At 53.4% G+C, this 12,343-nt stretch carries 13 protein-coding genes; 11 read left to right on the top strand and 2 right to left on the bottom strand.

The genetic code is table 11. The features are described from left to right. The first annotated feature begins 270 nt into the window (after positions 1-270). The 11 genes from aroQ (at position 271) to IFO68_RS18550 (ending at position 11,327) form a co-directional block, all read left to right on the top strand. Positions 271-723 carry a type II 3-dehydroquinate dehydratase gene (aroQ, locus tag IFO68_RS18600; protein WP_161446882.1) on the top strand — a complete coding sequence of 151 codons (453 nt, stop codon included), beginning with the start codon at positions 271-273 and terminating at the stop codon, positions 721-723. Positions 724-745: 22 nt separating this feature from the next. After that, positions 746-1,204, top strand: a complete 459-nt coding sequence (gene accB / locus IFO68_RS18595; protein ID WP_192017310.1) for an acetyl-CoA carboxylase biotin carboxyl carrier protein — start codon at positions 746-748, stop codon at positions 1,202-1,204. A gap of 11 nt (positions 1,205-1,215) precedes the next feature. Then, positions 1,216-2,559 carry an acetyl-CoA carboxylase biotin carboxylase subunit gene (gene accC / locus IFO68_RS18590; RefSeq protein WP_120513540.1) on the top strand — a complete coding sequence of 448 codons (1,344 nt, stop codon included), beginning with the start codon at positions 1,216-1,218 and terminating at the stop codon, positions 2,557-2,559. 201 nt (positions 2,560-2,760) lie between these two features. Next, positions 2,761-3,042, top strand: coding sequence for a YhdT family protein (locus IFO68_RS18585; protein ID WP_192017309.1), 282 nt, complete (start codon positions 2,761-2,763; stop codon positions 3,040-3,042). Next, a complete protein-coding gene (panF, locus tag IFO68_RS18580) occupies positions 3,035-4,510 on the top strand; it encodes a sodium/pantothenate symporter (protein ID WP_192017308.1) in 1,476 nt (491 codons plus the stop codon). Before IFO68_RS18585 ends, panF begins: the two co-directional genes overlap by 8 nt. Positions 4,511-4,653: 143 nt before the next feature. Continuing rightward, entirely contained in the window at positions 4,654-5,538 is an 885-nt protein-coding gene (gene prmA / locus IFO68_RS18575; RefSeq protein WP_192017307.1) for a 50S ribosomal protein L11 methyltransferase, read from the top strand. A gap of 155 nt (positions 5,539-5,693) precedes the next feature. Further along, positions 5,694-6,659, top strand: a complete 966-nt coding sequence (dusB, locus tag IFO68_RS18570; RefSeq protein ID WP_192017306.1) for a tRNA dihydrouridine synthase DusB — start codon at positions 5,694-5,696, stop codon at positions 6,657-6,659. Positions 6,660-6,681: 22 nt separating this feature from the next. Next, positions 6,682-6,978, top strand: coding sequence for a DNA-binding transcriptional regulator Fis (gene fis / locus IFO68_RS18565; RefSeq protein ID WP_027254108.1), 297 nt, complete (start codon positions 6,682-6,684; stop codon positions 6,976-6,978). Positions 6,979-7,552: 574 nt separating this feature from the next. Beyond that, the gene (locus tag IFO68_RS18560) at positions 7,553-9,529 is read left to right on the top strand and encodes a PTS mannitol transporter subunit IICBA (protein ID WP_192017305.1); all 1,977 of its coding nucleotides are present in this window, start codon (positions 7,553-7,555) and stop codon (positions 9,527-9,529) included. Between the two features lie 63 nt (positions 9,530-9,592). After that, a complete protein-coding gene (locus tag IFO68_RS18555) occupies positions 9,593-10,741 on the top strand; it encodes a mannitol-1-phosphate 5-dehydrogenase (protein WP_192017304.1) in 1,149 nt (382 codons plus the stop codon). Between the two features lie 55 nt (positions 10,742-10,796). After that, a complete protein-coding gene (locus IFO68_RS18550) occupies positions 10,797-11,327 on the top strand; it encodes an MltR family transcriptional regulator (RefSeq protein ID WP_192017303.1) in 531 nt (176 codons plus the stop codon). A 194-nt stretch (positions 11,328-11,521) separates the two neighbouring features. Here the strand turns inward: IFO68_RS18550 and ppnP are convergent, their stop codons facing one another. Both ppnP and zntR read right to left on the bottom strand, forming a co-directional pair. Continuing rightward, positions 11,522-11,803, bottom strand: coding sequence for a pyrimidine/purine nucleoside phosphorylase (gene ppnP / locus IFO68_RS18545; RefSeq protein ID WP_161446815.1), 282 nt, complete (start codon positions 11,801-11,803; stop codon positions 11,522-11,524). A gap of 107 nt (positions 11,804-11,910) precedes the next feature. Next, entirely contained in the window at positions 11,911-12,324 is a 414-nt protein-coding gene (gene zntR / locus IFO68_RS18540) for a Zn(2+)-responsive transcriptional regulator (protein ID WP_192017302.1), read from the bottom strand. Positions 12,325-12,343: the final 19 nt, after the last annotated feature.

The raw sequence follows: 12,343 nt of genomic DNA, 5'->3' as shown, positions 1-12,343 counted from the left end.
TTGGCCGCTTATCTTGTAAGTGAGGTTAATCGATCCGCTATCTTACTGAAAAATGGGGGCTGCAGGCGGCTGCTTACGCTAATTGCGTACAGTTGTAAGGTCAAAAAAGTGGTGATTAGACCAGTATTTTGCTGCGAATTGCGCTGAATTCTCTATAATTGAGCAACTAACAGGTTTTCAGCCGTGATGGTTTGCATGAAAGGAAGCAAAGTCACAGTTTTTTTGTGCTTTGTCGCTTGAATTAGCAAGAACAGGTATAGATAACAGAATATGTCGACTAATTACCGCATTTTACTGCTTAATGGACCCAATCTGAATTTGCTGGGCCTGCGCGAGCCGGGACACTATGGCCAGCAGACACTGGATCAGATTGTAGCAAACCTGAGTGCCAAAGCCGCCAGTCTGGGCGTGACACTGGATCACCTACAGTCCAATGCAGAACACGAACTGATTGAGGCCATCCACCAGGCGCACGGTAACGTGGATTTTATCCTCATCAACCCGGCAGCCTACACCCATACCAGCGTCGCCATTCGCGATGCGCTGTTGGGCGTGGCTATCCCGTTTATTGAAATACATTTGTCAAACGTGCATGCCCGCGAGCCCTTCCGCCACCATTCCTACCTGTCTGACAAGGCAGTCGGAGTGATCTGCGGCCTGGGCCCGGATGGTTATGAATTCGCCCTGGAGGCAGCTGTCCGCCGCCTTCAGAACGCTCAATGAACAACATTAAGAGTAAAGATACATGGATATTCGCAAGATCAAGAAACTTATCGAACTGGTAGAAGAATCAGGCATCTCCGAGCTGGAAATCTCTGAAGGTGAAGAATCGGTACGCATCAGCCGTACCACAGCAGCACCGGTTGCTGCACCTGCGCAAATGTACGCAGCGCCGGCACCAGCCGCTCCTGCGGCACCGGTTGCCGCACCTGCTGAAGCGGCGGCACCAGCTGCTCCTGCTGCGCCTGCCGGCCACCAGGTACTGTCTCCTATGGTCGGTACTTTCTACCGCGCGCCTAGCCCGGAAGCAAAATCCTTTGTGGAAGTCGGTCAAAGCGTAAACGTTGGCGATACCCTGTGCATCGTTGAAGCCATGAAGATGATGAACCAGATCGAAGCCGATAAAGCCGGTACCGTTGTGGCTATCCTGGCCGAAAACGGTGATCCGATTGAATTCGATCAACCTCTGGTTATCATCGAGTAACTGAGGCGCATATGTTAGATAAAGTAGTCATAGCAAACCGCGGCGAAATCGCCCTTCGTATCCTGCGTGCCTGTAAAGAGCTGGGGATCAAAACGGTCGCTGTGCACTCCACAGCTGACCGCGATCTGAAACACGTTCTTCTGGCAGATGAGTCTATCTGTATCGGTCCGGCACGAGGCACAGACAGCTACCTTAACATTCCCCGCATCATCAGTGCGGCAGAAGTGACCGGGGCTGTCGCCATCCACCCGGGTTACGGCTTCCTGTCTGAAAACGCGGATTTTGCCGAGCAGGTTGAACGTTCAGGTTTCATCTTCGTGGGCCCCAAAGCGGACACTATCCGTCTGATGGGTGACAAAGTGTCAGCCATCAACGCCATGAAAAAAGCGGGCGTGCCTTGTGTGCCGGGTTCTGACGGCCCGCTGGGCGATGATGAAGCCAAAAACAAGTCTATCGCCAAGCGTATCGGTTATCCGGTAATCATCAAAGCCTCCGGTGGCGGTGGTGGCCGTGGTATGCGTGTGGTACGCAAAGAAGCGGATCTGATCCAGTCGATCGCCATGACACGTGCAGAAGCCAAAGCGGCGTTCAGCAACGACATGGTGTACATGGAAAAATTCCTGGAAAACCCGCGTCACATCGAAGTACAGGTGCTGGCTGACGGTCAGGGCGGTGCTATCCATCTGGGCGAGCGTGACTGCTCCATGCAGCGCCGTCACCAGAAAGTGGTTGAAGAAGCACCGGCACCGGGCATCACCGAAGAAATGCGTAAATACATCGGTGAGCGCTGTACCCGTGCCTGTATCGAAATCAACTACCGCGGTGCCGGTACGTTCGAGTTCCTGTATGAAAACGGCGAGTTCTATTTCATTGAAATGAACACCCGTATCCAGGTTGAACACCCAGTTACCGAAATGGTCACTGGCGTTGATCTGATCAAAGAGCAGCTGCGTATCGCTGCCGGTCAGCCGCTGTCATTCAGCCAGAGCGACATTCACCTGCGTGGTCACGCGATTGAGTGCCGTATCAATGCTGAAGATCCGGTGCGTTTCCTGCCTTCTCCGGGCAAGATCGAGCGTTTCCATGCGCCAGGTGGTATGGGTATCCGTTGGGAATCCCACATCTACAGCGGCTACACGGTTCCGCCGCACTACGATTCAATGATCGGCAAACTGATTGCCTACGGTGAAAACCGTGACGTGGCGATTTCGCGCATGCGTAACGCCCTCAACGAAATGATCATCGACGGCATCAAGACCAATGTTCCGCTGCAGAAAGACATCATGGCAGACGAGAACTTCCAGCACGGTGGCGCTAACATCCACTATCTGGAGAAGAAGCTGGGTCTGCAATAACAGACACCTCGCTTACAGAACTGAACCAAGGCTGCCGCAAGGCAGCCTTTTTATTTTCCGAATCAATGGTCTGCCGCTGGTGAAGACGAATGTCATTTGTCACAATACTTTTCTTTTTCTTCTTTTTCTTCTTTTTCGGAACGATTTCGAACAGATTTCGACGTCGTTCGACGTTTTACACTGACTGACCGGAAATTCAGTATGAAGACACTTTCCACCCGATACCGTCAGGCGCACAGAGAAGCCAGATGGGCGCTGGGACTGGCTGTCGCCTATTTTCTGTGGTGGTACTGCTCTGCCTATTTCTTTGCCCCTGACCCCATACAGAGCAGCCTTCCTGCGCTTTACTGGGGGTTACCGCTTTGGTTTCTGCTCGCCTGTATCGTCGGCCCGGTACTCTTTACGCTGCTGTGCGCCCTGATGGTGAAATGTATTTATCAGGATATGCCGCTGTCAGCGGATGCGGAGGATGACGATGCATAATCAATTACTGATCCCGCTCGTGCTGTATCTGGCAGCCGTGTTTGCCCTGGCCCTGTTTACCCGCCGCCGCGCTCAGCAAGGCAGCGGGTTTTTAAGCGAATATCTGCTGGGTAACCGCAGTATGGGCGGCTTCGTGCTGGCGATGACGCTGGCGGCCACCTATGCCAGTGCCAGTTCCTTCATTGGCGGCCCCGGTGCGGCTTACAAGATGGGGTTGGGCTGGGTATTGCTGGCGATGATCCAGCTCCCGGCCGCCTGGCTGACACTCGGGGTACTGGGGAAAAAATTTGCGATTGAAGCCCGCAAACATAACGCGCTGACCCTCAATGACATGCTCTATGCCCGCTATCAGCACCGGGGCGTGGTAGTCTTTGCTTCCCTGGCACTGCTGCTGGCGTTTTTCGGTACCATGGTGGTGCAGTTTGTCGGTGGGGCCCGGTTGCTGCAAACCGTAACCGGCCTGTCTTACTCTCAGGGGCTGATGATTTTTGCCGCCACCGTCGGGCTGTACACCACGATTGGCGGATTCCGGGCCGTGGTCATGACCGACACCTTACAAGGCATCATGATGATCATCGGCACGCTGGCCCTGCTGGCTGGCATTATTCACGCAGGCGGTAGCCTAGGTGAGCTGGTCACCACGCTGCACCAGATCGATCCGGCGCTGATTTCGCCGTACGGTCCAGACAACTTTATGTCACAGCCCTTTATGCTCAGCTTCTGGATATTGGTCTGCTTCGGCGTCATTGGTCTGCCCCATGCCGCCGTGCGTTGTATGTCCTACAAAGACAGTCAATCCCTGCATCGCGGCATGGTGATCAGTACCGCCATGGTCGCTTTTCTGATGCTGGGGATGCACCTGGCTGGCGCACTGGGGCGGGCGATTTTCCCGGATATTGCCACGCCGGATCAGATCATGCCGACTTTGATGATGGGCGTACTGCCACCTGTCGTGGCTGGCATTTTTCTCGCCGGCCCGATGGCGGCCATTATGTCGACCATTGATTCCCAGCTGATTCAGGCTTCCGCGACACTATTGAAAGATTTGTACCTGAATTACATCAACCCCAAAGCAACGGAACAGCCTGATATCGAAAGTCGGTTGCCAAAGTTATCGCTGTGGGTGACCGGCATTTTCTCGGTGCTGGTTTTTATCGCGGCAACCCACCCGCCGGATATGATTATCTGGCTTAACCTGCTGGCCTTTGGCGGGATGCAGGCCGTCTTTCTCTGGCCACTGGTGCTGGGGTTGTACTGGCAAAAAGCCTCGGCCGCCGGGGCATTTGCCTCCATGCTGAGCGGGCTGGGATGTTACATCACACTATCGCTTTTCAAACCGGATATGCATGGTGTGCATGCGATTGTTCCAACCCTGCTGGTCGGGCTGATCAGCTTTATCGCCGCCAGCTACCTCTGGCCCAACCGGGCACATTGCCAGAACGCAAAGGCGGAATTCACTGCAAACTGACAAAATAGCACCATGGGGTGCTATTTTTTACTCTACCGTCAGTATCCTCTGCCGTGCGCGCTAGGAAGCTAATGCGAGCTGACTACTTTTCGTGCTAAACTCCGCGGCCTTATGCCAAAGTCTCTTTGATAGCGAATTTACTCATGCCTTGGATTCAACTGAAACTGAATGCCACTGCGGCCAATGCAGAAGCCATTGGCGACTTGCTGATGGATGAAACCGGCGCTCTGTCGGTCACTTTTCTCGACGCACAGGACACCCCTGTTTTCGAACCGCTGCCGGGCGAAACCCGCCTGTGGGGCGATACCGACGTCATTGGCCTGTACGATGCGGAAAGTGACATGGACATGGTGCTCTCGCTGCTGAAAAACAGTCCGTTGCTGGCTGACGATTTTGCCTACAAGGTTGAGCAGCTGGAAGACAAAGACTGGGAGCGCGAGTGGATGGATAACTTCCACCCGATGAAATTCGGTCAGCGTCTGTGGATCTGCCCGAGCTGGCGTGAAGCGCCTGAGCCGGGAGCCGTCAACGTGCTGCTCGATCCGGGCCTGGCATTCGGCACCGGGACGCACCCAACCACCTCTCTGTGCCTGGAATGGCTGGACGGCCAGGATCTGACTGGCAAAACCGTGATCGATTTCGGCTGCGGCTCCGGCATTCTGGCTATCGCTGCACTCAAGCTGGGCGCCGCCAAAGTGATCGGGATTGATATCGATCCGCAGGCAATTCTGGCCTCGCGTGACAACGCTGAACGCAATGGTGTGTCTGACAACCTGGACTTGTATCTGCCAAAAGATCAGCCGGAAAATCTGCAAGCCGATGTGGTAGTTGCCAACATTCTGGCCGGCCCGCTGCGTGAGCTGTCACCGGTTATCAAGAGCCTGGTCAGGGACAATGGCCTGCTGGCGATTTCCGGGGTACTTGAATCTCAGGCGGAAGATGTGGCCAGCCATTACAGCGACGAACTGGCACTGGATCCTATCGCCGCCCGTGAAGAATGGTGCCGGATTTCAGGTCAAAAAGCCTAATCCTGACAAATTTATCCATTGTGCATTTTGTGAGCAATACACTGAATTCCATGACCTTTTGCAATCCAAAATCAGGATGCTCAAATATTGGCCTTTTCAGCACAGCAAAAAATGCGTAAAATGCGCGCCCTTACTGGCATAGTCAGGAACAGACATTGAAGATCGGTCCATATCAATTAGACAACCCGTTAATTGTCGCGCCAATGGCAGGTGTGACCGATCGTCCGTTTCGTGAGTTGTGCCTGCGCCACGGCGCAGGTATGGCGGTCAGCGAAATGATGTCTGCCAACCCAGACGTTTGGAAAACGGCCAAGTCGCTCAACCGCATGGTGCATGAAGGTGAGTCTGGACTTCGTTCGGTACAGATTGCCGGGGCAGATCCCCGCCAGATGGCCGACGCCGCCCGCTTCAGTGTGGAGCACGGTGCCCAGATCATTGATATCAACATGGGTTGCCCGGCCAAGAAAGTGAACAAGCGCCTGGCTGGCTCTGCCCTGCTGCAATACCCGGATCTTGTCGAGGATATCCTCAAGGCCGTGGTAAGCGCCGTGAACGTCCCTGTGACGCTGAAAACACGGACCGGCTGGGATACAGAGAACCGAAACTGTGTCGAGATCGCACAGCTCGCTGAACACTGTGGCATTCAGGCACTGGCCCTGCACGGCAGAACCAAGGCCTGTATGTACAAAGGGGAAGCGGAATACGATTACATCAAGGCAGTGAAACAGGCGGTGTCGATTCCTGTGATTGCGAACGGTGATATCGACTCACCGGAAAAAGCACGCTTCGTCCTGGATTATACCGGGGCCGATGCCTTGATGATTGGTCGCCCAGCGCAGGGACGGCCGTGGATTTTTCGGGAAATCCAGCATTATTTAACAACCGGTGAACACCTGCCAGCGCCTTCTTTTGAAGAAGTCAGCAGTATCTTGCTGGAGCATGTACAGGCACTCCACGCTTTCTATGGGGAGTACCAGGGGTTACGCATCGCACGTAAACACGTGTCGTGGTACCTCAAAGAACAGGCTTCTGCGGGTGATTTCCGCCGGACCTTCAACGCACTCGAAGATGCTCAAGAGCAAATCGATGCGCTGCAAGGCTACTTCGACAACGTTGCATAAATACCAGAAGAGCTTACAGAATATGTTCGAACAAAATCTGACTTCCGAAGCACTTACAGTGACTACTGTCACTTCTCAAGACCAAATCACTCAGAAACCACTGCGTGACTCCGTCAAAGCCTCGCTTAAGAACTATCTCGCCCAGCTGAACGGTCAGGACGTCGATGATCTGTACGAGCTTGTACTGGCTGAAGTCGAGCAACCCCTGCTGGACACCATCATGCAGTACACCCGCGGCAACCAGACCCGCGCGGCAACTATGATGGGCATCAACCGCGGTACCCTGCGTAAGAAACTGAAAAAATACGGCATGAACTGATCATCAGTTCAGATGACGCTGATTTTACAGGGTTATGCGCACGCATAGCCCTTTTTTGATGGCCCTTCCCCTGTCCACCCCTGACGCTCACCCAGCCACACTTTCCCGATGCAAGCCCATAAGCCTGCAGACGCATAACAACAAACTGTAACTAAGCTACAAATTTATAGCACCTGAATAATACATTTTTATTTCACAGCGCGAACAAAATCAGAGGAGTGATTCAGATCACTAACACCACCAGAGACCTTTTGATCAGATGCATGATACGTGATCAAGATCACCATAAGATTAATAACCAATCAGTTAATAAATGTGACATCAAGCAGCTAAAATTAATTGACTATTAAAAACAGCGGCAAATGTAATTTTATTACACAGAGTAAATGTTAAATTGCTCACGATATCTTAATGGGGAATAGCTAAAAAAGGAGACGGGGATCACGAGAACCCCGTTATCAGTTCCGTTTTCAGGATCTGTGGTAGATTGATTGGGTACGAAGCAATCGACGGTTTTGGCGAACCGTTATCGACACAACAGAACTTGAAGCTGAACATCAAACGGGGAAACGTTATGATATCACCAGACACCAAGGTCAAGATACAGAATTTTGGCCGCTTCCTCTCCAACATGGTGATGCCCAATATTGGCGCATTCATCGCTTGGGGGTTTATTACCGCTCTCTTCATTCCGACCGGCTGGCTGCCCAACGAGACGATAGCCAAACTGGTTGGCCCTATGATTACTTACCTGCTGCCACTGCTGATCGGTTATACCGGGGGTAAACTGGTGGGTGGCGATCGGGGCGCCGTGGTGGGTGCCGTGACCACCATGGGTGTGATCGTAGGTACAGATATCCCCATGTTCATGGGCGCCATGATTGTCGGCCCTATGGGCGGCTGGGCGATTAAGCACTTTGATAAAGCCGTTGAAGGCAAAATCAAAAGCGGCTTCGAAATGCTGGTCAACAACTTCTCGGCTGGCATCATAGGGATGTTGTGTGCCATCGTTGCCTTTTTCCTGATCGGCCCTTTCGTGAAAATCCTCTCTGGCGGTCTGGCTGCCGGGGTCAACTTCCTGGTCGATGCCGGTTTGCTGCCGCTGACTTCAATCTTCGTTGAACCGGCGAAAATCCTGTTCCTCAACAATGCCATCAACCACGGTATCTTCTCGCCGCTGGGCATTCAGCAGGCCAATGAGCTCGGTCAGTCTATTTTCTTCCTGATTGAAGCGAATCCGGGTCCTGGCCTGGGCATTTTGCTGGCTTACATGGTGTTCGGCCGCGGTACGGCTAAACAGACTGCCGGTGGTGCTGCCATCATCCATTTCTTTGGGGGGATCCACGAGATTTACTTCCCCTATATTCTGATGAATCCGCGCCTGATCCTGGCCGCGATTGCCGGTGGCATGACAGGTGTCTTCACCCTGACCCTGTTCAATGCCGGTCTGGTCTCGCCTGCATCACCTGGCTCTATTTTTGCCGTGATGCTGATGGCGCCGAAAGCCTCCATAGTGGGCGTGCTGTGCTCTATCGTGGCAGCCGCGACTGTGTCCTTCCTGGTAGCTGCACTGCTGCTGAAAACCCAGAAAGTGACCGAAGACGACGACGGCAGCGCGCTGAAGAATGCCAGCGAGAAAATGAAAGCCATGAAATCGGGCAAAGCCGCTGAAGGCAGTGCTGCCACAGGCTCTGCGGCGACCACTGCCAGCAGCCACCCAGCATCCAAGGTTCAGCTCAGTCAGGTTCGCCGCATCATAGTGGCCTGTGATGCCGGTATGGGTTCCAGCGCCATGGGGGCCGGTTTACTGCGCAAGAAAGTCAGTGAGGCCAGACTGAATATTGATGTCACTAACAGCGCCATCAACAACCTGCCCGATGATGTCGACATTGTTATCACCCACAAAGATCTCACTGAGCGTGCCCGCAAGCATGCCCCGCAGGCTCAGCATATTTCGCTGACCAACTTCCTTGATGGTCAGGTATACAATGATTTGATCACCCGTATCATTGCCGCGTCCAGCCCGGAAGCGGCGAATGACCCGAACCTGGTGAAACTGACACCGGTTGCCGCCAATGACGACAGCCTGGAACCGCAGCAACCCTCTGTTTTCCAGATCCAGGCGGCCAACATCCATCTTGGGCTCAAAGCCACCAATAAGGACGATGCCATCCGCTTTGCCGGTGAGCAGCTGGTCAAAATGGGCTATGCCGAACCTGAATACATTGATGCCATGTTTGCCCGCGAGGCACTGGTGCCGACTTATCTCGGTGAGTCAATCGCTGTGCCGCATGGTACGGTGGAGGCCAAAGACAGAGTGATCAAAACAGGTATCGTCATTTGCCAGTACCCTGCCGGGGTGGCATTTACCGATGACGAAGACGACATTGCCCATCTGGTGATCGGCATTGCCGCCAAAAATGACGAACACATTCAGGTGATTACTACCATCACTAACGCACTGGATGACCACGAGGCCATTGAACGCCTCAAGCGTACCCAGGATGTCCGGGAAGTACTCAGCATTCTGGCCAGTGAAGAAGCGGCGTAACCGCCAGTGCAGATTCCGGGGCCGCCCAGCGCGGCCTCTTACAAACTTAAGGTAGTCATCATCATGAAAGCAGTTCATTTTGGCGCCGGCAATATCGGCCGGGGGTTTATTGGTAAAGTACTGGCAGATGCCGAGGTTAACGTCACTTTTGCCGACGTTAACGGGCCTTTGATCGATCAGCTCAGCCATGCGCAGTCTTACAATGTCAAAGTGGTAGGCAATGACTGTCATCTGGATACCGTCAGCCATATCACAGCGGTCAATGCCGCCGGACCGGATGTAATCAATCAGATAGTGCATACCGATCTGATCACCACAGCCGTCGGCCCTGCAGTGCTGGATAAAATTGCCAGTACCATAGCAAACGGGCTGGCCAAGCGATTTGAAGCAGGTAACACCCAGCCGCTCAATATCATCGCCTGTGAAAACATGGTGCGGGGCACCACGCATCTGAAAGAAGAAGTCTATAAGCAATTAACGCCGGTGCACCGGCAGCTGGCGGATCAGTATGTCGGTTTTGTCGATTCGGCCGTCGACCGCATTGTGCCGCCGGCGGAAGCCGCTAACGATGATCCCCTGGAAGTCACAGTGGAAAGTTTCAGCGAGTGGATTGTCGACCAGCAACAGTTCAAAGGCGAGATTCCCAGCATTGCCGGGATGGAAGCCACAGATAACCTGATGGCATTTGTCGAGCGGAAGTTGTTTACCCTCAATACAGGCCATATCATTACCGCCTATCTGGGCGCGCTGAAAGGTTACCAGACGATCCGCGACGCGATAGAAGATGAAGACATCCGCGGACAGGTCCGAACTGCAATGCTGGAAAGCGGCGAAGTGCTTATTCGCCGGTATGGCTTTGATCGTGAGCAGCATTATGCTTACATCGAAAAAATCCTGACCCGCTTTGCCAATCCCTTCCTGCGCGATGAGATTGACAGGGTAGGCCGCCAGCCGCTGCGCAAGCTGGGCAGCAACGACAGATTGATCAAGCCCCTGCTGGGCACTCTGGAGTATGGCATTGACAACCGCATGCTGATCAAAGGCATAGCTGCGGCCTTGAAGTATGTTAACGATACCGATCCGCAGGCAATGGAACTGCAGCAAACATTACACGAGAAAGGGGTCCGTCAGACACTGGCACAGTACACAGGTCTGGACGCTGACAGCGAAGTGGCCCGTGATATTGAACACTGCTATCAGACGCTGACCTGATCACCTTGCGGGGAGTTCGCTCCCCGCCTTTGCGGCACAAAGAGAAGACGAAGCCATGGCACCCTGTGAACACGAAGCTGACATGATTGAACGCCTGAACCAGGCCACCACAGTACGCGGCTTTTTTATTACCTCTGTGGATATCTTGGAAAAAGCCGTCGATGCACTCATCCAACGGATTTTCCGCAAGGACGACTTTGCGGTGAAATCTGTGGTGGAGCCGCTGCTGCACGACACAGGTCCGCTTGGGGAGCTCAGCGTGCGCCTTAAACTGCTGTACGGCCTGGGGGTGATTGCCCAGCCTGTCTATCAGGATATTGAACGCTGCCTGCATATCAAAGACATGCTCAACCGTGATGTGACCGAATACCATTTTACCGACCCTAAAATCATTAAAGAAATCAAGGCGCTTCACCAGGCCAATGTGATGGGCATTGCCCAGTTGGACATGGCCCCGATCACAGAAGACATCGATCTTGCTTTTTACCAGATGCAGACCGCTCGTCAGGAACAGATAGTCAAATCCACTCTTGCACTGGCCATTTCCGGCATTGCCACTTCCCTCAACAAAGACAGCCCGTTTTAAATCCGTCCGCTTTACCCTGCCCTGCCTTGTGGCAGACAACCTGAACAACGACTCGTCCCGTCAATTGCTCCGCTCACATGAACGCTCAGTAAGCCATTGATATAACCAAATATAAAATATAAGAAAGGGATGGCAGGAGGGATTATCGGGCAGGAAAACCAGCTGGTATCCCAGCTGGCGGGTATCACGACAGATTACAGATAGTCACACAGATAAGCGGTTGTTTCTGCAATCTTGACATCGAATGAGGCATCACCCGGGACTTCAAAATCATCACCGGCATTGTAGGTTTCCCAATCGACATGGCCCGGCAGCTTGACCGAAATCGCCCCTTTGACCACTGTCATGCGCTCTGGAGCAGCGGTGGCAAAGGTATAAGATCCCGGAAGCATCACGCCGACACTGCTGCGCGCACCCTCGGCTTCGAAACCAATAGATTTTACATTTCCATCAAAATATTCGTTAGTATTCAGCATGATAATCCTTATCCTGTTATTCTGTTCGGGCATTGGAAACCCATCACGCTATCACAGTTTTTTGCGGTCGCATACACCTTTATCAGCCCTTGCTGAGGGCTGAGTCATTACTGTTCATCGGCCAGGGCTTCCAGGATGGAGCAGTGGCTGGCATCGTCATCCGCCTCGCCGCAACAGGCATCATTCAAGCGCTTCAGTGCCCGGCGTATTCGCTGTAATTCCGCCAGTTTGCTGTCAATATCGTCTAACTTGGCCTGAGTGATGGCTTTTACTTCCGCACAGCTGTGCTGATCGGCTTCGACCCGTATCGCCAGCAGCTCCCGGATCTCCTCCAGGCTCAGGCCGATGGCTTTTGCCCGCAGAATGAAGCGAATGCGGGAGACATCGTCGTCGCTGTAGAGCCGGTAGCCGCTTTCACTGCGCTCGCCGGGGATCAGCAAGCCATTCTTCTCGTAAAAGCGCAAGGTATCACTGCTGACCTCGCAGAGCTTTGCCAGTTGTCCGATCAAGTACCTAGCCATATAACCTCATGATCCTTAT

This window comes from Photobacterium arenosum, from assembly GCF_014841115.1.
In the GTDB taxonomy this organism is placed as follows: domain Bacteria; phylum Pseudomonadota; class Gammaproteobacteria; order Enterobacterales; family Vibrionaceae; genus Photobacterium; species Photobacterium arenosum.
This window is presented reverse-complemented; position numbering and strand designations above follow the sequence as displayed.